The 23,227-nt window shown below is 61.2% G+C and carries 24 protein-coding genes and 2 pseudogenes; 14 read left to right on the top strand and 12 right to left on the bottom strand.

Annotated elements, in window-relative coordinates:
• The first annotated feature begins 291 nt into the window (after positions 1–291).
• Positions 292–1,491, top strand: a complete 1,200-nt coding sequence (locus N2604_RS30640; RefSeq protein WP_260370469.1) for an IS256 family transposase — start codon at positions 292–294, stop codon at positions 1,489–1,491.
• A 561-nt stretch (positions 1,492–2,052) separates the two neighbouring features.
• Positions 2,053–2,967: an alpha/beta fold hydrolase gene (locus N2604_RS30635; protein ID WP_260371754.1), complete on the top strand. Its 915-nt coding sequence runs from the start codon at positions 2,053–2,055 to the stop codon at positions 2,965–2,967.
• Between the two features lie 683 nt (positions 2,968–3,650).
• Here N2604_RS30635 and N2604_RS30630 read toward each other — a convergent pair.
• Positions 3,651–3,854: a CsbD family protein gene (locus tag N2604_RS30630; protein ID WP_260371753.1), complete on the bottom strand. Its 204-nt coding sequence runs from the start codon at positions 3,852–3,854 to the stop codon at positions 3,651–3,653.
• Between the two features lie 414 nt (positions 3,855–4,268).
• Here N2604_RS30630 and N2604_RS30625 point away from each other — a divergent pair, with 414 nt between their 5' ends.
• Entirely contained in the window at positions 4,269–4,559 is a 291-nt protein-coding gene (locus tag N2604_RS30625) for a hypothetical protein (RefSeq protein WP_260371752.1), read from the top strand.
• 924 nt (positions 4,560–5,483) lie between these two features.
• Here N2604_RS30625 and N2604_RS30620 read toward each other — a convergent pair.
• A complete protein-coding gene (locus N2604_RS30620) occupies positions 5,484–5,744 on the bottom strand; it encodes a hypothetical protein (RefSeq protein WP_260371751.1) in 261 nt (86 codons plus the stop codon).
• A gap of 261 nt (positions 5,745–6,005) precedes the next feature.
• Here N2604_RS30620 and rocF point away from each other — a divergent pair, with 261 nt between their 5' ends.
• From rocF to N2604_RS30605, 3 genes and pseudogenes are all read left to right on the top strand, one after another.
• On the top strand, positions 6,006–6,983 hold the full coding sequence (rocF, locus tag N2604_RS30615) for an arginase (RefSeq protein WP_260371750.1): 978 nt from the start codon (positions 6,006–6,008) through the stop codon (positions 6,981–6,983).
• 169 nt (positions 6,984–7,152) lie between these two features.
• Positions 7,153–7,431, top strand: coding sequence for a hypothetical protein (locus N2604_RS30610; RefSeq protein WP_260371749.1), 279 nt, complete (start codon positions 7,153–7,155; stop codon positions 7,429–7,431).
• A 105-nt stretch (positions 7,432–7,536) separates the two neighbouring features.
• Positions 7,537–8,471, top strand: a pseudogene (locus tag N2604_RS30605) (IS630 family transposase).
• A 105-nt stretch (positions 8,472–8,576) separates the two neighbouring features.
• Here N2604_RS30605 and N2604_RS30600 read toward each other — a convergent pair.
• The 6 genes from N2604_RS30600 to N2604_RS30575 form a co-directional block, all read right to left on the bottom strand.
• Positions 8,577–9,791, bottom strand: coding sequence for a mandelate racemase/muconate lactonizing enzyme family protein (locus N2604_RS30600; protein ID WP_260371748.1), 1,215 nt, complete (start codon positions 9,789–9,791; stop codon positions 8,577–8,579).
• Between the two features lie 139 nt (positions 9,792–9,930).
• Complete coding sequence (locus N2604_RS30595; RefSeq protein WP_260371747.1) at positions 9,931–11,217, bottom strand: NRAMP family divalent metal transporter; 1,287 nt, start codon at positions 11,215–11,217, stop codon at positions 9,931–9,933.
• Positions 11,218–11,365: 148 nt separating this feature from the next.
• The gene (locus N2604_RS30590) at positions 11,366–11,551 is read right to left on the bottom strand and encodes a hypothetical protein (protein ID WP_260376337.1); all 186 of its coding nucleotides are present in this window, start codon (positions 11,549–11,551) and stop codon (positions 11,366–11,368) included.
• 228 nt (positions 11,552–11,779) lie between these two features.
• Entirely contained in the window at positions 11,780–12,406 is a 627-nt protein-coding gene (locus tag N2604_RS30585; RefSeq protein ID WP_260371746.1) for a hypothetical protein, read from the bottom strand.
• 25 nt (positions 12,407–12,431) lie between these two features.
• On the bottom strand, positions 12,432–12,752 hold the full coding sequence (locus tag N2604_RS30580) for a hypothetical protein (RefSeq protein WP_260371745.1): 321 nt from the start codon (positions 12,750–12,752) through the stop codon (positions 12,432–12,434).
• A 172-nt stretch (positions 12,753–12,924) separates the two neighbouring features.
• The gene (locus tag N2604_RS30575) at positions 12,925–13,122 is read right to left on the bottom strand and encodes a hypothetical protein (RefSeq protein WP_260371744.1); all 198 of its coding nucleotides are present in this window, start codon (positions 13,120–13,122) and stop codon (positions 12,925–12,927) included.
• A 127-nt stretch (positions 13,123–13,249) separates the two neighbouring features.
• Here N2604_RS30575 and N2604_RS30570 point away from each other — a divergent pair.
• The 4 genes and pseudogenes from N2604_RS30570 (at position 13,250) to N2604_RS30555 (ending at position 16,414) form a co-directional block, all read left to right on the top strand.
• Positions 13,250–13,477: pseudogene (locus tag N2604_RS30570) on the top strand (hypothetical protein).
• 754 nt (positions 13,478–14,231) lie between these two features.
• A complete protein-coding gene (locus tag N2604_RS30565; RefSeq protein ID WP_260371743.1) occupies positions 14,232–14,432 on the top strand; it encodes a hypothetical protein in 201 nt (66 codons plus the stop codon).
• A 367-nt stretch (positions 14,433–14,799) separates the two neighbouring features.
• On the top strand, positions 14,800–15,201 hold the full coding sequence (locus N2604_RS30560; RefSeq protein ID WP_260371742.1) for a hypothetical protein: 402 nt from the start codon (positions 14,800–14,802) through the stop codon (positions 15,199–15,201).
• 964 nt (positions 15,202–16,165) lie between these two features.
• Positions 16,166–16,414: a hypothetical protein gene (locus N2604_RS30555; RefSeq protein WP_260371741.1), complete on the top strand. Its 249-nt coding sequence runs from the start codon at positions 16,166–16,168 to the stop codon at positions 16,412–16,414.
• Positions 16,415–16,441: 27 nt separating this feature from the next.
• On the opposite strand, the gene N2604_RS30550 is transcribed toward N2604_RS30555, so the two are convergent.
• The 4 genes from N2604_RS30550 to N2604_RS30535 all read right to left on the bottom strand — a co-directional run bounded on the left by N2604_RS30550 (position 16,442) and on the right by N2604_RS30535 (position 18,232).
• Positions 16,442–16,666, bottom strand: a complete 225-nt coding sequence (locus N2604_RS30550) for a hypothetical protein (protein ID WP_260371740.1) — start codon at positions 16,664–16,666, stop codon at positions 16,442–16,444.
• A complete protein-coding gene (locus N2604_RS30545; RefSeq protein ID WP_260376336.1) occupies positions 16,663–16,863 on the bottom strand; it encodes a hypothetical protein in 201 nt (66 codons plus the stop codon). The genes N2604_RS30550 and N2604_RS30545 overlap by 4 nt, the downstream gene beginning before the upstream one ends.
• 474 nt (positions 16,864–17,337) lie before the next feature.
• Entirely contained in the window at positions 17,338–17,514 is a 177-nt protein-coding gene (locus N2604_RS30540; RefSeq protein WP_260371739.1) for a hypothetical protein, read from the bottom strand.
• Between the two features lie 502 nt (positions 17,515–18,016).
• On the bottom strand, positions 18,017–18,232 hold the full coding sequence (locus N2604_RS30535) for a hypothetical protein (RefSeq protein WP_260371738.1): 216 nt from the start codon (positions 18,230–18,232) through the stop codon (positions 18,017–18,019).
• Between the two features lie 673 nt (positions 18,233–18,905).
• On the opposite strand from N2604_RS30535, the gene N2604_RS30530 reads away from it, so the two are divergent.
• From N2604_RS30530 to N2604_RS30515, 4 genes are all read left to right on the top strand, one after another.
• Positions 18,906–19,790 (top strand): AraC family transcriptional regulator, encoded by an 885-nt coding sequence (locus tag N2604_RS30530; protein ID WP_260371737.1) that lies wholly within the window; start codon positions 18,906–18,908, stop codon positions 19,788–19,790.
• Positions 19,791–19,998: 208 nt separating this feature from the next.
• Positions 19,999–21,069: a sugar ABC transporter substrate-binding protein gene (locus tag N2604_RS30525; RefSeq protein WP_260371736.1), complete on the top strand. Its 1,071-nt coding sequence runs from the start codon at positions 19,999–20,001 to the stop codon at positions 21,067–21,069.
• A gap of 61 nt (positions 21,070–21,130) precedes the next feature.
• A complete protein-coding gene (locus N2604_RS30520; protein WP_260371735.1) occupies positions 21,131–21,955 on the top strand; it encodes an ATP-binding cassette domain-containing protein in 825 nt (274 codons plus the stop codon).
• Positions 21,956–21,963: 8 nt separating this feature from the next.
• Positions 21,964–23,208 carry a sugar ABC transporter permease gene (locus N2604_RS30515; RefSeq protein ID WP_260376335.1) on the top strand — a complete coding sequence of 415 codons (1,245 nt, stop codon included), beginning with the start codon at positions 21,964–21,966 and terminating at the stop codon, positions 23,206–23,208.
• Positions 23,209–23,227: the final 19 nt, after the last annotated feature.

The raw sequence follows: 23,227 nt of genomic DNA, 5'->3' as shown, positions 1-23,227 counted from the left end.
TCAATCTGGTATTCGGCGTCCAGTGACGGCTGCGAGGTCGCAGCGCAATCTGAGCGCGGAAATGCGCCACGGGGATTGTCTGTTTCGAAAGCTGAGGGGAAAGGCCTCTTGAAGCTGCTCAGGGCAGCTTTTGAGGTCGTGTCCCCGGTGATGGTGTAGCTCGGTAGAGCAAAGCCGTCCGCACGCGCGCCCTCCCATGGCGCCGTAGCGGGCGGGCGGCTTTGCGGTGGTCACCGGCAGTTCGCCGGTAGGGTCGGGTTGCTGACACCAACCTGATTCGAGGAACCACCGATGACCGATGAGATGATGAACCTCCGCACGCTCGTGGAGAAGACCCCTGATGCGGATCTGCTGCGCGAGATGATCGGCTTTGCTGCCCAGCGCCTGATGGAGCTGGAAGTGGAAGGCCAGACCGGGGCCGCCTACGGCGAGAAGAACCCCGAGCGTCTGGCGCAGCGCAACGGCTACCGCGACCGGACCTGGGAGACCCGCGCCGGCACGGTCGAGCTGCGCATTCCCAAGCTGCGCAAAGGCTCCTACTTCCCCGGCTTTCTGGAGCCGCGCCGGATGGCCGAGAAGGCGCTCACCGCCGTGGTGCAGGAAGCTTATGTGCAGGGCGTCTCGACCCGCTCCGTCGACGATCTGGTGCAGGCGATGGGCATGAGCGGCATCTCCAAGAGCCAGGTCTCGCGGCTGTGCGCGGAGATCGATGACAAGGTGAAGGCGTTCCTCGCTCGCCCGATCGAGGGCGATTGGCCCTATCTGTGGATCGACGCCACCTACGTGAAGGTGCGCCAGCAGGGGCGCATCGTGTCGGTCGCGGTGATCGTCGCGGTCGGCGTCAACAGCGATGGCCGGCGCGAAGTTCTCGGCATGGACATTGGTCCCTCGGAGGCCGAGACATTCTGGACGGCGTTCCTGCGCAAGCTCGCCCGCCGCGGCCTGCGCGGCGTCAAGCTGGTCGTCTCCGACGCCCACGAGGGCATCAAGGCGACCGTCGCCAAGGTGCTCAACGCCAGTTGGCAGCGTTGCCGCGTGCACTTCATGCGCAACGCGCTGGCCCATGCCGGCAAAAGTGGACGGCGTGTCGTCTCCGCCTTCATCGCCACTGCGTTTGCCCAGGACGATGCCGAGGCCGCACGAGCGCAATGGCGGAAGGTCGCCGATCAGCTCCGCCCCAAGCTACCCAAGCTCGCCGGCTTCCTCGACGAGGCCGAGACCGATGTGCTGGCCTACATGACGTTCCCGCCGCAGCACCGCACCAAGCTGCACTCGACCAACCCGATCGAGCGCCTCAACGGCGAGATCAAGCGCCGGACCGAGGTCGTCGGCATCTTCCCCAATGAGGACGCTATCGTCCGCCTCATCGGCGCGATCCTGCTCGAACAGAATGATGAATGGGCCGTCCAGCGCGCCCGTTACATGACCCTGGAAACCATCGCGCCGTTGAGCGATGATCCAACCGTCAGCCTCCCGGCTATCGCCAGCTGACCAGTCCGGCTCTTGCCGGCGAACGCGGTGTCCCACCGCCAGTTACACCACGCTCAGGGACACGATCGCTTTTGACCCTGGCTGTGTAAAAACGCGAACAGTCGAAAGCCAGCTAGAACCACGTTCTTTTGTTCGCCATTTCGCTTGAAATTGCTTGCGAGCATGAGCGCTACATCGGCCTTCGACGAAAAACTTGTGCTATCGCACTCGACCGTCGGGGCGTTTTCACACAGCCAAGACCCTGAGCCGACGTCGACCAGCCGTCAGCTGCGCAATCCCTCGCGAGGCGATCCTGGGGAGCGGTGTGACGTTTTGTGCACCCCCTGCGTGTATTTGAACTGGTAGTATAGCCAGCGGCGGGCCACCTCATTGCCCCTCGCCGATGCGGCGCCCTGCCCACCAGACCCGCCGGATCGACCGCTCGGGCCGCGTCGCGCGTATAGGACACGGGGACTCGAACCCCGCCGAGAATCGCGGACTAGACTACGGCTTAGTAAGCGAAACCGAAGCAGAAAGGTCTCACAACACCAGGAGAGTCATATGCAACCGAGAACGCTCCTCTTGAAACACATCGTCGTCATATCGGTAGCAGCCATGTTCTTCGTGGCGTGTCCGTCGTTCGCGCAGCAGAAAGGCGCGTCCTCTTCGGAGATGAGAACAAAAGAGGTGGGAGTTGATGGCCTCACACTCCATTACATTGAGCTCGGGCAAGGAACTCCAGTGGTGTTGGTGCACGGCACACTGGAGGATTACCGCACGTGGGATGGACAGCTCGAGGCGTTCTCGAAGGGATATCGACTGATCTCGTACAGTCGTCGGTACCACTATCCAAATGAATGGCCCAAAGATGCGACGGATTTTTCCGTCACTCTACATGCAAGAGACCTGGCTGCATTCATCAAGGCACTTAATCTACCCCCGGTTCATCTCGTTGGTCATTCGTATGGGGCGTTCATTGCGTTCCTGGTCGCACGAGATCACCCGGAGGTCATTCGCAGTCTGACGCTGGGCGAACCGCCCGTATGGCCGTTACTGAAAACGACTCCTGAAGGGGATGCTCTTCTTAGCGCCCTTATCACGAGGTCAATCGCTACGAGCGAAGCATTCAAGCAGGGGAATGACGAAGAAGGAGTGCGTCGATTTGTGAACGGCGTACTGGGCGATGGTTCGTACGAGAAAATCCCACCTGCCGTTCTGAAGCGCGCCATGGACAATGTTCAAGAACTGAAAGGCGAAGCCTCATCGCGAGACCTTTTCCCGCCCACCACATGCGCGGATGTGCAGAAGGTGAAGGCGCCAACATTGCTCGTCGACGGGGAGCTCAGCCCTAAGATGTTCCATCTCGTCGACGACATGCTGGAGCACTGCCTGCCGAGCGTCGAACGTGCAACGATTCCGGCGGCATCTCATCAGATGGAGGTTGAGAACCCCCAAGCCTTCAATGATATGGTGCTTGCATTCATTGCAAAGCACTGAACTGTTGTATCTCGTTCAGGATCGTTGATGCCGTTTTCCGGGAGCTCGGGCGGGCGGTTGACCGCTTCCGGGCGGGCCGCGGCCCGGTGCGCCGCCTCGCACTGATAGTCCCGCAGGTTGGGCCCTTGCCAGGCCCGATTGGGTCACGATGCATCCAATGTCGCCTTTGGCCCATGGCTGACGTTAGCCAAGAACGCGAGAGTGTCCGCTTCCGACGGTTGACCCGACCAAGTTCATGCTGGCCAGCGAGGGCAGCCTTTGACCCTGGCTGTGTAAAAACGCGAACAGTCGAAAGCCAGCTAGAACCACGTTCTTTTGTTCGCCATTTCGCTTGAAATTGCTTGCGAGCATGAGCGCTACATCGGCCTTCGACGAAAAACTTGTGCTATCGCACTCGACCGTCGGGGCGTTTTCACACAGCCAAGACCCGTGGCTGACCTATGCGCTTGTGCTCGCACTCTCCGCTTCCGAAGGCTAGGCGGAATAGCGTCAAAGAGGTGCGAAGAGCGGCTGTTAGCTACAGCAGACGCTGAGCCGAATAGATTTGTTGAAAAACGGTGAGTCCCACATGGGACCAAGGGAAGACCGGGATGACGCCTGCGACTTGAAGAAGCCGCAGGAGCTTTGAAGCGCGAATCGTAAAACAGAAGAAAGCCCGCCGGTCTCCGCGGGCTTTAGGCTGACTACCACTTCTGACGACCAAACCAGTCGCTGAGTTCCTTTTTGGCTTGATCCTTCTGGTAACCGTAACGCTGCTGGAGCTTACCTTCGAGCTGGTCTTGCTTGCCATCAATGGTGTCTAGGTCGTCATCCGTGAGTTTGCCCCACTGCTCCTTCACTTTTCCTTTAATCTGCTTCCAATTTCCTTCGACGCGGTTCCAGTCCATGGTGGCTGCCTCCTCCGTTTAGAATTTCATTTCAGATGCCGAGACCGCCGCTTTGGCTATCAATGGCAGCGCTTCGTAAAAGAGGGCATCTTGGCTATCCGCGATCGGCGCCGCACAGAACGGGGGGCGACGGTCTCCCGCAACCAACAGCGTCGAGGGACATTGGTTCGCGTCAGCTTTGGCTCCGGAGTGATTTTCACGATGCACCAACGCACAGCGGCGCCGAATGCCGCTATCACAGCTGATGGGCTTTGCCGTTGGTGCTGAGGCAACCCCGGTCCGCCATTACCTCTACACCGCAGCGCTCGACGAGAGACAAAGGGGAAATATTCCGAGGGTGGCGGTGGGTGGCGGTTCAAAATCATACCGCTCGCGGGCGACACCCGTTCAAGGCTGTAACAGCAAGAGGAGGCGTTGTCGGTCCTGATCAAGAACACGCTGGGCTCTGCGCAATCTGTCCAGCTCTGTTTCAGCGGTTGCGGTATCCTTTCCTTCGCGCTTCAACTGAAGGATCGCTCTCTCTTGATCTGCAAGGCGTCGTTCTCCCTCAACTACATCGCGCTCGACCTGCCTCAACGCATCATAGACGAAGGTCTTGTCCATCAGTGTGCTCAGCTGGCGGCGCCAATCTCTCCTTTCTCGATCAACCTCAGCGGCGTCTCAACGTTCCCGCTCGCCGCCGCTTTCGCCGAAGCCAGCTTTTGACATTCCGGCCGTCGGCGGAGACGATCTGCGCAACCTGTCCTTGCACATGCGCAAAGATAAATTCGAGCAGCTGCTAGCTCGCCGACGGAGATGCCACGGTGCCGAGCACCACGGCCTCGCCGTCTATGACGAAACGCTTCTGGCGATTCTTCAAAGCCACCCAGCGATCCAGGGATACTGGGTCCAGTCGATACCAATTGCGAGAGAGCAGCCGCACGCGCTCGTTGTCACGGATGCCAGCATTCGGTAGCCGACTTGGATCCGGTCAGGCCCTGAGGGGCTTGCTTGCCTGCTGTCGCCAGGCACAGCTCGTATGTCCTAAGCATGCTCGAGCAGATAGATAGCTCACCGCAAAAAAAACCGATCCCTGGGTTCGCTCCACGCGGGATCAACGGCCTGCATCCTCCAAATGCAGCTCTATTAAATATTAATATAATAAGCCGAATAAATGAATTAAATGTTGAAGGTGATTTAAATTTGGATTAGAATGATAACCGCTTGGCGCCGGATGAACGCGTCAAGGACCTCCTAGAAGCGGTCCCATCATCCCGCCCTGCCGCCCTGTTCCAAGGATGTAAGGGCCGCTTCTAGGGCAAATTGCGAGGCAAATCATGCACCTGTCACTCGGTGATTTGTTTCTCATCTCAGCAGCAACGGGTACGCTCCTACTGATTGAGATCGGAGTCTTGATCATCGTGGGTTTGATCTGAAGAGAGCGTAGGGACGTTCTGAGGGGCAGCTACATATCAGGTCTCTTTGTAAGCGTGTTCGGCCCTGACGGCGCGGAGCAGGGCGGCAAGGCTCCAGTGAAGAGGCCCTAACCGCGCTCATTTTGGCACTCTCGGCGGATTGACTGCCAACCCGCTGAGCGCCCGGCCAGTCCTGATGGCGGACGGTCTCACCGGAGGGGCGATCGCAGCAAAGCTACCGCCGGCGCGCGACCGCGACGCCAACGAGGAAGGCGACGAACAGGCTCGCAAGCGGTGCTTCGCGCGTGATCGCGGCGACCGTCGCGAGTGCCCCGCCGGGTTTGCGCGATTCCTCGACTGCGGAGGTCAGACGGTCGACCGCTGCGTGCAGGCCTCCGGCGACTTCACCGATGGTACGGGAGACGTCCGCGGCCGTGTCGATGGCACGCTCGGCCATGCCGGGTTGGGACGTGGATTCCGGTATCTCCGTGCTCAAGGGCGCGACCTCCAGGGCGTGTTGATGGAAGCCGGCACCTTTGGCTATCCGCGCGAGCGCTCGTTCTGAACAGCGGGTCTGATGACCTTTGGCTATCCGCGACAGGCGCCGTGATTGACGGCGGGTGCCGGCCTTGGATGGGCAATTCAGCGCAGGGAATTTTGTTCCGGATGATATGCCGGGCGCTGCGAGCTCCCCGGGAAACGACGGGTGCGAATCTCTGTTAGGCTGGGTCAACCTTGCAGATGTCAGGAGGCAGCCGTGACCGACCGGACCATGACGGATCGAGCCCGGCGCATCGCCTTGCTCGGTGCTCCCATCGACATGGGGGCTTCGCAACGCGGCACCTTGATGGGGCCCGCGGCGCTGCGCACTGCCGGCCTTGCGACGTTGCTGGAAAGCCTTGATTTCGAGGTCCTCGACTATGGCGATCTGTCTGTAGCCGAAGTCCGGGACCTCACCGACAGGCCGCCCGAAAAGGCCAATCATTACCGCGAAATCCAGCGCTGGACCCGCGTCCTGAGCCGCAGAGGCTATGAGATCGCGACGACCGGTGCACTACCGATCTTTCTCGGCGGCGATCACACGCTGTCGATGGGGTCGGTCAATGCAATGGCGCGTCATTGGCAGGAGTGCGGGCGCGAACTTTTCGTGCTGTGGCTCGATGCCCATGCCGACTACAACACGCCGGAGACGACGATCACCGCGAACATGCACGGCATGTCGGCCGCGTTCCTGTGCGGCGAGCCCGGGCTCGATGGTCTGCTCGGCGACGATCCGCGCGCTTCGATTCTCCCGGACAAACTCGATCTGTTCGGCGCGCGTTCGATCGACAAGCTCGAAAAGGAGCTGATGCGCTCGCGCCGGATCAGGATTGTCGACATGCGCCAGATCGACGAGTTCGGCGTCGCCGTCCTGATCCGCCGCGTCATCGAACGTGTCAAGGCGAGCAATGGCGTGCTGCATGTCAGCTTCGATGTCGATTTCCTCGATCCCTGCGTGGCGCCGGGTGTCGGCACCACCGTGCCGGGCGGTGCCACCTATCGCGAGGCGCACCTGATCATGGAGCTGCTGCACGATTCCGGCGTCGTCGGATCGGTCGACATCGTCGAGCTCAATCCGTTCCTGGACGAACGCGGTCGGACCGCGCGCACGGCGGTCGAGCTGATCGGCAGCCTGTTCGGCCAGCAGATCACCGACCGGCCGACGCCGAGCAACGCCATCGCGCCGGGCGAGTGAAGCGGCGAAGGCGTTCAACTCTGAAGCGCGGTGGCCGAACCATCGCGCGATGGAACTCGACTGAAGCCATGGGGGCGGGTCCCGTGGGCTCCGAACCTCGCGTGGGAAGCGCGGAACCGGGGTGGCCTCGAATGGGTTAACCTGCGATAGGAAAAATGCGGATCCCTCGATGACAAATGCTCGCTTCGCGGATTCCATCTCCAACGCGCTCCGCCATCCCGGCGTGATCGCGATGATCGTGGCGGGCGTGACGATTGCGGCCATGCTGGTCGTCGACCACGGTCCGTGGAGCCGGGCCAAAACACAGCCGGCCCATGTCGCCATGTTTGCGACCACGGGCGAAGCGGCACGGGCCGCTGGCGCCCTGGTGCTCCCGACCAATCCGAAATCGCCGATCGAGCCGCAGCGGCCGAAGACCTCTCCGACCGTCAATCCCGTGACGCCCTGAAGCGCGATACGACTAAAGCGGGATGGGTTTAGACTGAATCGATTTGGGATTCCCAAATCAGTCGGTTTCTGATTCACCATGCTGGCTGGACGGAGGCCAGCATGGATGGGCAAGCCGTACTCTCTTGATCTTCGCAAACGTGTTGTGGCCGCGATCGAGGGCGGGATGTCCCGCAATCAGGCCGCCAAGCAGTTTGGGGTGGCAATCAGCACGGCCATCGGCTGGATGAAGCGGGTTGATGAGACCGGCAGTGTCGAGCCTAGCCAGATCGGCGGCTACAAGCCGAAGGCAATTTCGGGTGAGCACGCGGTCTGGCTGTCGCAGCGGATCAAGGACGGCGATTTCACCATCCGCGGTCTCGTTGCTGAGCTCGCCGGGCGCGGCCTGAAAGTCGATTATCACTCGGTATGGGACTTCGTACATGCCGAGAAGCTCAGCTTCAAAAAAAAGCGTGGCGGCTGGCGAACGCGATCGTCCCGACGTCGCGCGGCGGCGAGCCCAGTGGGCAAAGTATCAAAGTCGCGTCGAAGCTGAACGGCTGGTCTTCATCGACGAGACCTGGACCCGGACCGATATGGCCCCCTTGCGAGGATGGGCGCCGCGCGGGCACAGACTTCACGCCAAGGTTCCCCACGGCCGCTGGAAGACCATGACCTTCCTGGCGGCCCTGCGACCGGATCGATGCGCCATGGTTCATCGAGGGGCCGATCGATGGCGTGAGCTTCCGCACCTATGTCGAGAAGGTCCTCCTGCCGACCCTTCAGCCCGGTGACATCGTCGTCTTGGATAATCTCGGTAGCCACAGGAGCAAAGCGGTTCGCCAGCTCATCCGTTCGGTCGGCGCCAAACTCTTCTTCCTGCCAAAATACTCGCCAGACCTGAACCCCATCGAACAAGTCTTTGCCAAGCTTAAGCACTTGGTCCGCAAAGCTGCCGCGCGAACCGTTGACTCCGTCTGCGCTGCAATCGGCCACGCACTCGATGCCTTTACCTCAGAGGAATGCGCCAACTACCTCAAAAATTCAGGCTATCGAACCTAATGCCATCGCGCTTTAGAATGAATCGTCATCGCGCTTCAGGTTATCGTTTGAGCATGATCTGTTCGGAAAACCGCGACACACTTTTCCGGATCATGGTCTGGCTTCTCAGCTCTTGCGACCGTAGTTGAGGAGCCCACCACTCGTCTTCGGCGGATGGGCCCGCAAGGCTTCCTCGTTGGGCTCGGTGCCCCAGCCGGGCCGATTCGGGATGATGAGATGCCCGTTCTCAATCTCCGGCTCGTGTGTGAACAGCTCGCGGTCCCAGGACAGACGATCGATGTCGATCTCCATGATGCGCAGGTTCGGCACTGCGGCGCAGAAATGCGCGTTCATCATCGAGCAGAGATGGCCGTAGAAATTGTGCGGGGCCACGTTGACCTCGAAGGCTTCGGCCGCCGCAGCGATCTTCATCGACTGCCAGACCCCGTTCCAGGGCGTGTCGATGATCGCGACATCCATGGCCTGCGCGTCGAAATAGGGCAGGAATTCACGCAAGGAGAGCAGCGTCTCGCAGGATGAGATCGGGTGCGGGCTTTGCCGGCGGATATAGCCGAGGGCTTCCGGATTGAAGCTGTCGATCTCGACCCAGAACATGTCGAGGTCGGCAATGGTGCGCAGGATCTTTAAGTAGCCTTCGGTCTTGGCGTTGAAGTTGCAGTCGAGCAGGATGTCGACGTCGGGGCCGGCACCGTCGCGGATCGCTTCCAGTTGCATGTGCAGGTCACGCAGGATCTTGCGGTCGACGTTGATCTCGGGTGCGAAAGGTGAGCCGAAGCCGGGGCGCCAGCCGGTCGGTTTGCCCTCGTCATAGGAAAAGATGTTGGTCTTGAGCGCGGTGAACTTCCTCTCGCGCACCTCGCGCCCCATCGCCTTGACGCCGTCGAGGTTTTCGATCGGCGGCTTGTACCAGGACGGGTGATTGATGCGCCAGGTGGCGCAATGCGACCAGTAGACCCTGACACGATCGCGGATCTTGCCGCCGAGCAGCTCATAGCAGGGAACGCCGAGAGCTTTCGCCTTGGCATCGAGCAGCGCATTCTCGATCGCACCGAGCGCTTGCGCCACCACGCCGCCGGCTGCTGGACGCGTTGCCGCGAACAATTCGGCAAAGATGCGCTCGTGATGAAAGACGTTCTGTCCGATAACCCGGGCGGAGAGGCGCTGGATCGCCGCGCCGACGCCGGGCGAGCCAAAACCCTCATCGAATTCGCTCCAGCCGACGATGCCGTCCTCGGTCGTTAGCTTGACGAAATGATAGTTTCTCCAGCCGGCATCGCAGGCGAGGATCTCGAGGCTTGTTGCTTTTGATGATTTGGTCATGTCGCTCCCTACTCGCCCGGCCGGGCTTGTTTTTTGCGGCCCGATCTCAGGGCCGGGCCCGGACCGCATTGTTAAGCCAAGCGCGGGGCGGCGGGAAGGGCGCAGCGATGCAACGCGGGAGCGCGTCCAGGTCGTCTCTTCAGCCAATCAGGGACGAGCCGAGCAGGGCGAGGACGGCGAGCGCCATCAGTGCGGTGCCGAGCCAGCCCAGCCCGATCAGCCAGGAGCGGGCCCTGAAGCGGCCCATGATGGCGCGGCTGGAGACGATGAGCATCATCATCGCCATGATGGGGACGGCGACGATGCCGTTGAGCACCGCGCTCCACACCAGCATGTGGATCGAGTCGATGCCGGTGAAGCCGAGGCCGAAGCCGATGAGGGTCGCCGCGGCGATGATGGTGTAGAACCCGGCCGCTTCGTCCGGCTTGGCTTCCAGCGTGGCGCGCCAGCCGAAGATCTCGGCAACGCCGTAGGCGGCCGAGCCCGCCAGCACCGGAATGGCGAGCAGGCCCGTGCCGATGATGCCGGTCGCAAACAGGGCGAAGGTGAAATCGCCGGCGAGCGGCCGCAGCGCTTCGGCCGCTTCCGTTGCCGAGCCGATATTGGTGACGCCGTTGGCGTGCAGGACCGATGCGGTGGTCAGGATGATGAAGAAGGCGATGCCGTTCGAGAGCAGCATGCCGGAGATGGTGTCCGTCTTGATGCGGTCGAGCTCGTGACCGCCGCCGCGCTTGAGCTCGCGAAGCGGCTTGTCGCGCTTGCCCTGGTTCATCTCCTCGATCTCCTGCGAGGCCTGCCAGAAGAACAGATAGGGGCTGATAGTGGTGCCGAGCACGGCGACCACCATGAGGAGATAGTCGCTGCTGACGTTTGCCTTCGGCCACACCGCGGCGAGCAGCGCCGTGCTCCAGGGAATCTGCACCGTGAAGGCGGTCGCGACATAGGCGAACAGCGCCAGCGTGAGGAATTTCAGCACCGGCGAATAGCGGCGATAGGGCAGGAACACCTGCAGCAGGGTCGAGCCGGCCGCGAAGATGAGCGCGTGCTCGTGCTTGAGGCCGCCGATGACGAGCGAGAGCGCCTCGGCCATCGCGGCGATGTCGGCGGCGATGTTGAACGTGTTCGCGGCGACCAGCATTGACACCAGCGTCAGCACCGCCCAGCGCGGCGCGACCCGCATGACGTTGGCGGCGAGCCCCTTGCCGGTGACGCGGCCGATCTGCGCGCTGACGAGCTGGATCGCGATCATGAACGGCGTGGTCAGAAACGCCGTCCACAACAGACCGTAGCCGAATTGCGCGCCGGCCTGCGAATAGGTGGCGATGCCCGACGGATCGTCGTCGGCAGCTCCGGTGATGAGACCGGGCCCCAGCCGTTGCAGCAGCGTCGGCGCGGCTTTCGTCGGGGTGAGGGCGCTGTCGCTCATGAACGGCCTCGAACGGGTGCGGACATCGTCCTAGCAAATGCGAATCAAGGAACATAAGTTCCCGCTGCCGGCGCGGGCGGCTGATTTTCGAAAATGCTAAGTGAGTTTGCTCCGTCGGGCAAAACAGGGCTAGATTGCCATCATCGGCCTACTTGATGCTGACGAACATGCCCCAGGCGGCGGCCAGCGCCGCGCCGGTGAAGAGCACCACCGGGTTGTCGCAGAACGTGCTGCCATAGCTGCACACGTTCGCGCCGAATTGGCCGAGCTCATGACGGCTTGCGGAATAGAATAGTCCCGACAGCACCAGCAATGCAGCAGCGACGTAGTACATGGAGATCTCTCCGGCTTGCCCCGTCCAGGCGACATGTCCCAGCATGAGGCGAAGAGATTTCACTTCGCCCAATCCGCTTTGCGGCATTTGAAATAAAGTCTGACCTGTCGGGCAAAACACCGGCAAGATGACACCATCAACGCGTGCCGGCGTCGCGATGACCAGCAACGGTCGCCAGCAAAAAGGCCCCGCATCGCGGGGCCTTTGTCGCGTCGGAGCTTTGCTGCGCTATCGCCGCGAGCCCACGCCGTAGAGTTCGCGCTCGCGGCCGATATCCTCCGGCGACAAAGGCGGGCTGGCGGCGTCGAAGTCGGTCCAGCCGGACTTCTGCCAGGCGGCGCTGCGCTCTTGCAGGTTGACCGATCGCTCGTGCAGAAGCGCATCGAGGCGCGCGCGGTCCTGGTCCGGCACCTTCGCGGACACCAGCGTGCCGCCGCGGCGGACGCCCTCGGCATAACGCGATGCGTCTTCCCTGGATACGCCGGCCTCGGTCAGGGCGCCGATGATTCCGCCCGTGGCCGCGCCGGCAGCCGCGCCTGCCGCGGTCGAGGCGAGCCATCCGGCCGCGACCACCGGGCCGAGGCCGGGGATGGCGAGGAGGCCGAGACCTGCGAGCAGGCCGGCGGCGCCGCCGAGCCCGGCGCCGATGCCGGCACCCGTGCCGGCGCCTTCGGCGCGATCGTCGACGCCGTCGCGATCACGATCGACCTTGCCGCGCGAGGTGCCGTACCAATTGTCCGAATTGTTGGCGACGAGGCTGATGTCGGAGTGCGGCACACCGGCGCCCTCGAGCCGGGTCACGGCCCGCTCGGCATCGGCGTAATTGTCGTACAGGCGTGAGATGGTGGTCGTCATGTCTGGATCTCCTTAACTACGCGGATTACTTGGCGGGGTTGACGTTGCCCTGGAAGTCGACGCTGACGTCGGTCTTGGTGCCGGCCTTGTCGGCCTTGCCGCGCCAGACGCCCTCGTTGTCCTTCTGCAGGCCCGAGACGTTGGAATATCCCGCATTCTCGATCCGCGATTTCGCCTGTCCTTCGGTGAAGCTGTTGCGGCCCGCGACCGGTGCGTTGGAGTTGTTTTGGTCGGAGCTGTTGATCGCGTTGTTTCCCGGCCCGCTTTGCGCCGGCTGCGACTGGGCGCCTGCGGGCACCGAACCGAGCAGCAACAAGGTTGCAGCCAGCACTGTCAGACGTTTCATGTTGTTGTCTCCAGCAAGTGATTGTGCCGGCGACAACATGTGAGATCGGAATTGGTTGCTTTCGTTTTGGGGAGTTCGCTGCGGCTCTTTGGTCGCGGCAATTTGGTCGTGACAATGTCAAGCGAGCTGCGGCCGTCGCTCATCCGCCGCGGAGGCGTGCGTCCGCCACCTGCTACTTTGAAGATTGCACAGACTCGGCCTGGCTCTTGGTGGGCTCCCATGGCGCCGGAAGGATCACGCGGATAGTGCGGGCTTCGGGGGCGCTTTGAACCACAGGTGCGGCCTGATCCTTGACGGGCTCAGCCAGTGCCACGCTGATTAGTGCAACCAGCACCGCCAGAGAAGTTGTCACGAGCCGCACGTCCAGCATCGAAGCCTCCTGTTTGCGCACCAACGCAATCGGGCGGAATTGGTTCGGGAATGGCCGGGAACAAGTGGCAATTTGTCGGGTTTGTAGAAGACACGCCTGGATGACCGGGCTGCTGGAGGAGGACACAGTGAATATCAAAGCAATCATTGCTGCCGCCGTGCTGACGTCAGTTGCGGCTCCCGCGTTTGCGCAATCGTTCTACGTGGTGTAGGACGTCAAGACCAAGAAGTGCACCATCACCGAGTCGAAGCCGACGACCACGGATACGACCGTCGTCAGCGGCGACACCGTGTACAAGACCAGGTCGGAAGCCGAGGCCGGCATGAAGACCGTCAAGGTCTGCACCTCGAACTGATCAGCGGAAGCAATGCTCGTACTGCTGCTTTGGCCATTCCAGCCGTGATCGTTCTCGGTGGCGGCGTTCATCTGATCGGCCACATGCACTGAGCGTAGATCTTCGAGCCTGCGCTCGAAACGAACCCGCGCGGAGCGATCCGTCGCGGGCTTTGCTTTTGGAAACTCATGTCGCGAAGCTCGAGCGGTGCTCTGTCCGCGACGCGAGGCCAGGATAGGAACTTCGTCATTCTCGGCCGATTATCGTCGCACTTGAATCACGGGCGAGCCAGCTCCAACCATGCAATCACGCCATCCCTTGCCGAAGAGGTGGACAGCGGACGAGCATGAGCGGCTGAAAGCGCTTGCCGAAGCCGGACGCCGGCCCGAACGAGATTGCCGCAGAGCTCAACCGGAGCGAAGCGGCGGTGCGAGTGCGCGCCGGGGCGCATGCTTATGAGCGTCGGTGGCAGCGTGTCTATGTCTGCTTCACCGAATAGGTAACATCCCGGGGCGTCCCCAACCGCCACAAGTCGACGGTTGCAAGAGCGCCGCCCAAAGGCGGCCTTCTCGCAGATGCAACATCACTCAACTTGTACGTACCGGTCTGGTGATTGCAGTCTTGAAACGTGCCCCCTTTGATGGCCGGCCCAAATTGAAGACGTCCGTCGCGAAGCGTTGCATATTTGCAACCCGCGCCGCCGTGCAAGCTAGTAAGCTTGTCGACCGGGATGACGAAAACATATTTCGCTTTGATATCGTCGCGGGGACGAAAAATGTTTGATGTTTATCGCAATGCGAAACGTGACGTGCTCGTTCTAAGCACAGGCTCCTCGATACCCGGCGCTTGCTCTACAAACAGGTGGCGCAAGAGCAGAAGAAGAATTCTCAAAGTAAGCGAGGAGATTAGGTCAGCCGTTCAACGCCAAGGATATTACGTCCGTAGCTTCCGGGCGACGAAAAAAGGACCGATTTAAATCGGGCGCACGGGACCGGCGTGGTTTTTGCAATCTCGCGGCATCACTTCCACCCAGCCGCTATGCTCTCGCTTTTCCGGGGGTGAACGCTACTTGCCCGATTGCAGCCGGCGCCCGCCCATTCCGAGCCGACGTTCGCCGAATTTCGATAGCGTTTTCGAAGAACTTCAATATTTCGATATCATCTGCTCGCAACCTCATAACTGTTCGTCAATCGCTTTGGTGCAAGGTCTCGAACAAGGGCATTCTACGGTGTGGCCGCGGCCGCGATGGCCCAGGCTGGTCCGAGTTAGCCTGACCGGATGTTTCTCGCGTATAGCTGTACTATTCGCCTTTTTTTCTTCGATTACTTTCCGCGCAGAACGTCATGATGGTCGACGCGCAACAGAGATTTGCGACAATGTCGTCAGTGCTCATATTTCGACAGCACAACAACAAGAAGTCTCAGACAAGATCCCCGGGTCAGAGACTATCTGACATTTTGGCGAACATCGGCGCTCTGTTGTCGCAAGTTCAAGCGCTGGACATTCAAACAACAGACGACATCCGTCAGGCCGTCTTCCTTCTTGAGCTCGCGAATGGTTGCATCCGATTGATTGTCGGGCAGACAACACTGAATGAAACAACCAGGACGACTTTGCTGGCTCAGTCGGCGAGGATCGATTTCCTCATTGCAGAGACGCGCCGGGAGGCGTCGCATTTATCTGGAGACACTGATGAGACAAGGCGTAAGGCGAACGCCGAGAAACGGCTCGGCGGTTCGCAATGAAACGGGATCGCGCGGTCGCTCAGACTGGCAAGCTTGTTGTCGGAACCCGTTTCAAGATGAGCGAGCTTGGGACCATTCAGTTCCCAGAGTTGGCCAGTAAGACAGGAAAGGTCATCGAAATCAGCATTCGCACGGCTGGCATAACGGTGCTGTTCGATGGTGCCGCCAGACCGACCGTCTTGGACCGAAGTTACATAGCCCCTTTGTCGGAGCGTTCGTTACCGACGGAGAACCCTCGCTGACTTGTCCTGATCACGCGTCCACCATGAAGGCATCAAAACCAAAGCAATGGGCCGACCAGGAGCTTCGACGACTGGTCAAGCTCTCTCAGCGGGGAGTCGGCGTATCGAAAATCGCCACGGAACTCGGCCGCCACGCGGGGTCGGTCAGGCGCATGGCGCGAGCAATGGGAGTATTGGTCAGGAAGTAGTGAGCAGCGACCGTTCTTGCCACGGATTGCACATGCGAGATGTTCGGCGTCTACCTCGGATGCGGTTTTGTAACGATCTGATTTCAAGACGCAAGCGAATGAGCATTGAGGCCATCGTGGCGAGGTCCTCAAAAGCAACTGACGTTGCGAGGCGTGCACGCAAGCTCAAAACGGCCCCAGCCGCAGGATGGGGTAAGCAGCCGGGGCCGGCATTCCCATTCCATGTGCCGCATCGGCGGTAAGGCGGCACGTGTTAAGACTAAGCACGCAGAAGCTAACGAACCATTTCGAAAGACCCTGCTCACTCGTTCGTCTCGATGCGAGGTGCAGCCCGACGACGAAACACGCCTGAAACAGTGCTGAAACCAGATCGTCCTGAACTCGGTGCCCGTCGGCCCCGACCAACGAAACGGAGAGACAATCATGATCCAGATCGGTTCGAAGGAAGAAGTCGCGCTGCTGCTGGCGCTGTTCGGCACCCATACCCAGAAGGTAGAGCGGCCGAAGCCGAAATCGCAGCAAAGGTGAGAAGCCATGCCCGGTTTGGCCGAATGCCAGAGCCTGCTCAGGCTCCTGATCGCCAGGGGCGATCCCAAGGCCATCCCGCTTGCCAAGGGCGCCATCGACCAGTTCCTGAACACGGCACCAGTGAGCATGCGCGGGCGCGGCCTGCGCGTGCTGCAGCGCGACGCGCTCGACCAGCACGATGTCGCGGTCGGCGTGCAGCGTTCGTTCGCCGAGACGGTGGACGCCTATATCGAGCGCAAGCTCGCAGAGGAGTGAGGAGACCAGGCGGTCGCAGTCACGCGCTCATTGACGCGTCAGTACCGGTCGGGACGGCTCGGGCGACGGCGGCCGAGACTGCTCGGAGTCCAGCACGGCGATCTTTCGGCCGAGCTGCCAGACCTCGACCTTGCCGAGCCGCGTGAACTTCTGCGCAAAGCTGAGGGCGGAGGAATCCGAGGGAGCTTCGAAGGCTTCGGCGGAGCGGAAGACGCCATCCTCGCCGACGAGGTAAGCGCGATATTGCATCATGTCGGCGCCCTCAGGCCGGGCGAGCGCAGCCAGGCGTCGATCTGCATGGCGGTCTCGTCCTGCCGCGCCTGGCGCAGCAGCATGTCGCGGCGGCGGCCGGGCGCAAGCGTGCGCGCTTCGTCGCGGCAGCGCGCGGCTTCGTCCGCCAGTCTTTCGATCAGGGTTCTGGTCTGTTTAAAACGACGTCGTGTCAGCATGGCGCTGCTCCCTCGTTTGAGGTCGGGCGGGAGCGCAATCGGCGTTCTCATCACCGATCGATGCCACGGGCCTTGCGGTGATGGATTGAGCTTACGCCTCTGGCAGAGGCGAGTCACATCATTTGATATGTCGTGCGGATTTATTTTCGCGAGAAGCTTGAGCATCTTGAGCGGCTTACTCATTTTATGCCCCGCGAGTCCTAAAGTTCAATATTGAACCAAGGCGACCTGTGGTAGTTGATATTGCATCACCGGCCAAGGCTCTGTCCGTAGGCGTCGGTGGCTGAGAGACCGAGCGCGCTCCCGCCTGCAAAGCAAGGGGAGCACCACGATGCTGGTCTTTGCCTGTCGACCATGAACAGGCTGAATACATGCTGCAGATCGTGCGCGAATGCCGCGAGCTGTTGAAGCAGCCGCCACCCGATACGTTTCTGGGACGCAAGACGCACGAGCCTTTCGGCCCGGGGCCCGACGCTACGCCGAACGAGGAGCGTTGACCGTCAGCGCAATCGCGATCGCTGGCAGCAGGCCAGCCTGCAGCGTGCGGGTTTGCGCGGCGTCGTCACAGATGGCTTGTGCAATCGAGCGCTCGCGTATCAGGGCGAGGCGAAGCCGCTCGGCTTCGCGGAGGGCGGCATCGGCGCGCGCCAACAAGGGATCGTCTGTTGATCCGTGCATGGCGAGGGAACGCGGTGTGGGGCCGCTTGTTCCTGGTCAGGTGCCCGGCTGTATGGCGAGCGTCGCGGCGACCATAGCGACAGCCCGCAGTATTCGATTTGATCAGCACACATATCGTGCGGTGAACTTTATGAAAACCGGTAGAGTGGCGGAGCTTCCACAAAGGAAGGCCTAAATCTACGAAGTTTATAAGACCGAAGATGTGCCGTTCGTTAGGCTCTTAAACTCCGACCTGAGAAAGATCGCGCGGACCTTTTTCTCGTTTGGCAAGTTCTTGAAATTGGCTGAAAGCCAAGTATTTTCATGCCACGAACACTATGCTTGACGCGGCGGCATCGGCCAGCGGCCGACTTCCTCCACTACATCTCATATCCGAATCGACCTGCTCGCCGTGGCGGTGGCGATCAGGCCCGTCGAGGTGGCGTTCACACGAAATCACCTGCGTCGAAATCATCTTCGATGCAGGTGATCACGTTCAATCGCCGTCGATGCGTCCTCGCTGACAAGGCAGTTTTCCAAGATCTGCCTGGCTGGCGCCTCGAAACACGATCTCCCCGCGTGGATCGTCGAGCTTGAGGTCACGGAAGGGAATTGCGACGAGATGACCACCGGGGCTAACGAGATCGCTGACCGTCAGGATGGCGTAGATGTTGCCATCTTGCCAAAGATGAGTCGCGGATCCTTCGATCATCTCGCCCTTGTCGGCTTGAGGGCTTCAGCCCGATAGCCTCTCGCGACTCCTTTATGCCATGGGAGTCAGGGCGATTTCCTGACCTGCGGCTCGGCCGAGTCCCTGGAATAGGCTTGTCGGAAATCAGGACGCTCGATCCGCGTTCTGCCAGGACGTGCTGCGGCCGGACCTTGGCCATAGGCAAGCGGCCCGGCCGCTCCCTGTTACCGTGGAGATCCGAAGTCAAACCGAACAGCCCGCAAAAGATTGATGTTCCAAGGACGCCGTTCTTCTGAGTCGCCTATCCTCGTGAACGAAAGAGTAGCCCACTGCTTTCAAGCGGATCATCTGAGGAGCGAGCCATGGCCACAACCGTGCTTTTCTGGCGCCTACAAACTAGAGGTCCAGGACAGAGGATATCCGAACCTCGCGGATCCCCGGAGGGAGGAAGATCGAACATGGCGATGCGTCTGTCCTGCGAATTGAGGGCTGCTCTTAGCGCAAGGAGGCCTGGTTAACCCTTGTCGCCCCAGATTGCCAAGTCATGCACGTCAAAAAAGTATCAATTGCACACTGAAATCGTGGTGGCATGCCCGGATACCGGTCGCTACGATCCTGGGAAGAGGAAACGCTGAGCAATTTTAACCGGAACAGGAGCGGTCATTGCAAGCCGCGCCGGCCGGAAGGAGCGGACATGGAACCGGACCTGGAAGTTGTCCAGATACGGCGCGGCGAGTCGTTCAAGGCGTGGTCGCACGGCTACCCATTCCACACTGTTCGCTGGCATTTCCATCCTGAGTACGAACTCCACCAGGTTGTGGCAACCAGCGGTCGCTATTTCGTCGGCGACTTTATCGGCGAGTTTGAGCCTGGCAATCTAGTGCTCACCGGCCCCAACCTGCCGCACAATTGGGTGAGCGATCTCCCGGCAGGGGAAACTATCCCGCTCCGCGGACGCATCCTTCAGTTCAGTGAAGAATTTATCGGTGACTTGATGAAGGTCGTGCCCGAGCTTTCCGGTCTTTCCTCGCTGCTGGAATTTTCGCGGCGCGGCGCGCTCTTCACTCGCAGTACAAGCGACCAAGTCGCGCCACTGATGGAGGAGATCGTTGGCGCGAATGGGGTGCGTCGGATCGAGCTGTTCCTGATGATCTTGGGAATGCTGTGCCGCGCCCGAAAGGCGCGCCCGCTCTCCAGCCCCAACTATCTCCCCGACCCGTCCGGTTATATGTCGGCGGGCATGAACAAGGCGCTCGCCTTCATTCGTACGAACCTGACACAGTCATTCGGCGAAGCTGAGCTTGCAGCAATCGCGGGCCAGTCGCAAAGCGCGTTTTCGCGCTCCTTCCGGCGGCACACCGGCATGTCACTGGTCCAATACGTCAAACGTCTCCGCATCAATCTCGCCTGCCAGATATTGATGAGCGACGAGCAAGCGTCGATCACCGACATCTGCTTTGAGGTCGGTTTCAACAACGTCTCGAATTTCAACCGTCAGTTTTTGGCCGAGAAGGGCATGCCGCCTTCGCGCTTTAGGCGATTGTTGGCGCAAAACATCAACGCGGCACGTGCTGCATAGCGGATAAAGGAGAAAAAGGGGAGGAGGTCACTACGGCAAGAAGGACGCGGGCCCGCTGATAGCGGCCTGCGACTGGAAATGTTTGTCCAGATTTTGGGTGGCTTCAGTGCATCGGCGTCCATCGCCGGTCATGGAAGCAGCGAAGGCGCGTGTCTTTGATGAATGAACGAGAGCACTCTAGCATTCAGTTCCGGAAAGGAAAGTCCGAATGAAAAAGTTGTCGCCGAAATATTGCACGATCGCCTTGGCCGTGTCGCTTCTGGGCACGACAGCCACGTTCGCTCAGGCCGCGGAGGTGAAGGACGCGACGGTGGCCTTCCTTATGCCCGACCAGGCCTCCACCCGCTACGAACAGCACGATTATCCGGGCTTTGCGGCCGAGATGAAGAAACTCTGCGCCAGCTGCAAGGTGATCTACCAGAACGCCGGCGCGGATGCGGCGCGGCAGCAGCAGCAGTTCAACTCGGCAATCTCGCAGGGCGCCAAGGTGATCGTGCTGGACCCCGTCGACTCGACGGCCGCAGCCTCCCTGGTCAAGATGGCACAATCGCAGGGCATCAAAGTCATCGCTTATGACCGGCCGGTCCCCGATGCGAAAGTCGATTTCTACGTGTCCTTCGACAATGAAGCCATTGGCAAGGCTATCTCCGAATCCCTCGTCAAGCATCTCAAGGCTGCCAATGTCACAGCCAAGGAAGGTGAAGGCGTGCTTGAAATCAATGGGTCGCCGACCGATGCCGCTGCGGGGCTCATCAAGAAAGGCATCCACGCCGGTCTCGACAAGAGCGGTTATCCCATTCTTGCCGAATACGACACGCCGGACTGGGCGCCGCCGAAGGCGCAGCAATGGGCGAGCGGCCAAGTCACCCGCTTCGGCAAGAAGATCCTCGGCGTAGTGGCCGCCAATGACGGGACGGGCGGTGGTGCAATTGCCGCTTTCAAGGCCGCCGGCATCGATCCGGTGCCGCCGGTGACCGGCAACGACGCGACTATCGCCGCGCTTCAGCTGATCATCGCCGGCGATCAGTACAACACGATTTCCAAACCCAGCGAGATCGTGGCCGCTGCGGCGGCCCAATCGGCGGTGAAATTCCTCTCGGGCGAGACCCCCAACGCGGAAACCACGCTCTTCAATGCGCCGTCGAAGCTGTTCGTGCCGGCGGTCGTCACGCAGGAAAACCTGAAGGCGGAGATCATCGACAAGAAAATCCAGACGGCCGATCAGCTCTGCACGGGCCGATATGCCGCCGGCTGCAAGAAGCTCGGCATTACGCCGTAACTGCGTTCGTCCCGGCCGCTTGACGGCGGCCGGGACGAACGACGAGAGCAGGGACCCGGAAATGACCGTGATCTCGGATGTCGATCACCCGCAGGGCGGACCGCGCAAGCCGGTTCTGAGCCTTCGCGGAATTTCCAAGCATTTCGGCGCCGTGTCCGCTCTCACCAATGTCGATCTCGACGTGCATGCCGGCGAGGTCGTCGCGCTTGTAGGCGATAACGGCGCTGGAAAGTCCACGCTCGTGAAGATCCTTGCCGGCGTGCATCAGCCCACCTCCGGAACCATCGCCTTCGATGGCGAACATGTCGGCCTGGCCGATCCGGCCGCGGCGCTCCGCCTCGGCATAGCCACCGTTTTCCAGGACTTGGCGCTCTGCGAGAACCTAGATGTGGTCGCCAACATCTTTCTCGGCCGCGAGCTCAATCCATTTCGACTCGACGAGGTCTCCATGGAGCTCCGCGCCTGGACGTTGCTCAACGAATTGTCGGCACGGATCCTGAGCGTGCGCGAGCCGGTTGCCTCGCTCTCCGGCGGACAGCGCCAGACCGTGGCGATCGCGCGCTCACTCCTGACCGAGCCGAAGCTCATCCTCCTCGACGAGCCGACCGCGGCGCTCGGCGTTGCGCAGACCGCCGAGGTGCTCGACCTCGTCGAGCGCGTGCGCGCCCGCGGCCTCGGCGTCATCATGATCAGCCACAACATGGAGGACGTACGCGCGGTGGCCGACCGGATCGTGGTCCTGCGCCTTGGCCGCAACAACGGCGAATTCGGACCGGACGCCTCCAACCAGGATCTCGTCACTGCCATTACCGGTGCGGATGAGAACTCCGTCTCGCGGCGCGCCGGCCGGCGTCGCGCCCATCAGGCGGCGGAGCAGCACCGATGACCAGTGACATGCAGCAGGTCTCGACGGCGCGCCCGCTCGACCGCAGCGACGAGCGGCTCAAGCACGCGGACACGCTCGGGAGCGTCGTCAACTCTTTCGTGGACCGCGTTCGATCAGGCGATCTCGGTTCGTTGCCCGTGGTCGTCGGTCTTATCCTCATCTGCACCGTCTTCGAGAGCCTCAACCCGGTTTTTCTGGCGCCGAACAATCTGGTCAATTTGCTGTTCGATTGCTCGACGGTGGGCGTCATCTCGCTCGGCATCGTCTGCATCCTGATGGTCGGCGAGATCGACCTTTCGGTCGGCTCGGTCAGCGGGTTCGCTTCGGCGCTTATTGGCGTGCTCTGGGTCGGTCAGGATTGGCCGGTTGCCCTCGCCATCGGCACGGCGCTGGTGCTGGGCGCGGCCATCGGCGCGCTCTACGCATTTCTGTTCAATCGCCTGGGAATGCCGAGCTTCGTCTCGACGCTGGCCGGCCTGCTGGCCTGGCTCGGGCTGCAGCTGTATCTGCTCGGTTCTTCGGGCTCGATCAATCTTCCTTACGGATCGCCGCTGGTCGACTTCGGGCAGATGCTCGTTATGCCGCCGATCGTGTCCTACGCGCTGGCGGCGGTCGCGAGTCTGATCATGTTCGTGACTGGCTATCGCACGGCCGTGCGCCGTCGCCAGGCGGGACTGTCAGCCACTTCGCCTGGCCGCATGATGCTGAAGGCGCTGCTTGTTACCGTCTTGCTCGAATTCGTCGTCTATTATCTCAATCTCGGGCGGGGCGTGCCGTGGATGTTCGGTCTGTTCGTCGGCTTGTGCGTGGTCATGAACTACGCGTTGACGCGGACTAGATGGGGTCGCTCGATGTCTGCAGTCGGCGGCAATCGCGAGGCAGCCCGACGGGCCGGCATCAACGTTCGCCGGGTCTATTTGAGCGCCTTCATGCTGTGCTCGACGTTGGCAGCCGCTGGTGGCATTCTTGCCGCGGCGCGACTGGCATCTTCCAGCCAACAGGCTGGCTCCGGAGATGTCAACCTCAACGCGATCGCAGCCGCAGTCATCGGCGGTACGAGCCTTTTTGGCGGCCGTGGCAGTGCCTATTCTGCGCTCCTCGGCATCATCGTCATCCAGTCCATCGCGAGTGGCCTCACGCTGCTCGATCTCTCCTCGTCGCTCCGGTACATGATCACGGGCGGAGTCCTTGCTGTCGCGGTCATTGTCGATTCGCTGGCACGTCGCTCGCGCCTGTCCCATGGCCGGGCTTGAAGAACTCAAACAAGAAAAG

Origin of the sequence: Bradyrhizobium sp. CB1015 (genome assembly GCF_025200925.1) — a bacterium.
GTDB lineage: Bacteria > Pseudomonadota > Alphaproteobacteria > Rhizobiales > Xanthobacteraceae > Bradyrhizobium.
Note: the sequence above shows the minus strand (reverse complement) of the source record. Positions and strands in the feature narration are given on the sequence as shown.

Coding starts and splice junctions, on each gene's coding strand:
- N2604_RS30640 (WP_260370469.1), top strand. CDS start 292: ATGACCGATGAGATGATGAACCTCCGCACGCTCGTGGAGAAGACCCCT.
- N2604_RS30630 (WP_260371753.1), bottom strand. CDS start 3,854: ATGGACTGGAACCGCGTCGAAGGAAATTGGAAGCAGATTAAAGGAAAA.
- N2604_RS30610 (WP_260371749.1), top strand. CDS start 7,153: ATGACAAATGCTCGCTTCGCGGATTCCATCTCCAACGCGCTCCGCCAT.
- N2604_RS30600 (WP_260371748.1), bottom strand. CDS start 9,791: ATGACCAAATCATCAAAAGCAACAAGCCTCGAGATCCTCGCCTGCGAT.
- N2604_RS30595 (WP_260371747.1), bottom strand. CDS start 11,217: ATGAGCGACAGCGCCCTCACCCCGACGAAAGCCGCGCCGACGCTGCTG.
- N2604_RS30590 (WP_260376337.1), bottom strand. CDS start 11,551: ATGTACTACGTCGCTGCTGCATTGCTGGTGCTGTCGGGACTATTCTAT.
- N2604_RS30585 (WP_260371746.1), bottom strand. CDS start 12,406: ATGACGACCACCATCTCACGCCTGTACGACAATTACGCCGATGCCGAG.
- N2604_RS30580 (WP_260371745.1), bottom strand. CDS start 12,752: ATGAAACGTCTGACAGTGCTGGCTGCAACCTTGTTGCTGCTCGGTTCG.
- N2604_RS30575 (WP_260371744.1), bottom strand. CDS start 13,122: ATGCTGGACGTGCGGCTCGTGACAACTTCTCTGGCGGTGCTGGTTGCA.
- N2604_RS30565 (WP_260371743.1), top strand. CDS start 14,232: ATGTTTGATGTTTATCGCAATGCGAAACGTGACGTGCTCGTTCTAAGC.
- N2604_RS30560 (WP_260371742.1), top strand. CDS start 14,800: ATGATGGTCGACGCGCAACAGAGATTTGCGACAATGTCGTCAGTGCTC.
- N2604_RS30555 (WP_260371741.1), top strand. CDS start 16,166: ATGCCCGGTTTGGCCGAATGCCAGAGCCTGCTCAGGCTCCTGATCGCC.
- N2604_RS30550 (WP_260371740.1), bottom strand. CDS start 16,666: ATGATGCAATATCGCGCTTACCTCGTCGGCGAGGATGGCGTCTTCCGC.
- N2604_RS30545 (WP_260376336.1), bottom strand. CDS start 16,863: ATGCTGACACGACGTCGTTTTAAACAGACCAGAACCCTGATCGAAAGA.
- N2604_RS30535 (WP_260371738.1), bottom strand. CDS start 18,232: ATGATCGAAGGATCCGCGACTCATCTTTGGCAAGATGGCAACATCTAC.
- N2604_RS30530 (WP_260371737.1), top strand. CDS start 18,906: ATGGAACCGGACCTGGAAGTTGTCCAGATACGGCGCGGCGAGTCGTTC.
- N2604_RS30525 (WP_260371736.1), top strand. CDS start 19,999: ATGAAAAAGTTGTCGCCGAAATATTGCACGATCGCCTTGGCCGTGTCG.
- N2604_RS30520 (WP_260371735.1), top strand. CDS start 21,131: ATGACCGTGATCTCGGATGTCGATCACCCGCAGGGCGGACCGCGCAAG.
- N2604_RS30515 (WP_260376335.1), top strand. CDS start 21,964: ATGCAGCAGGTCTCGACGGCGCGCCCGCTCGACCGCAGCGACGAGCGG.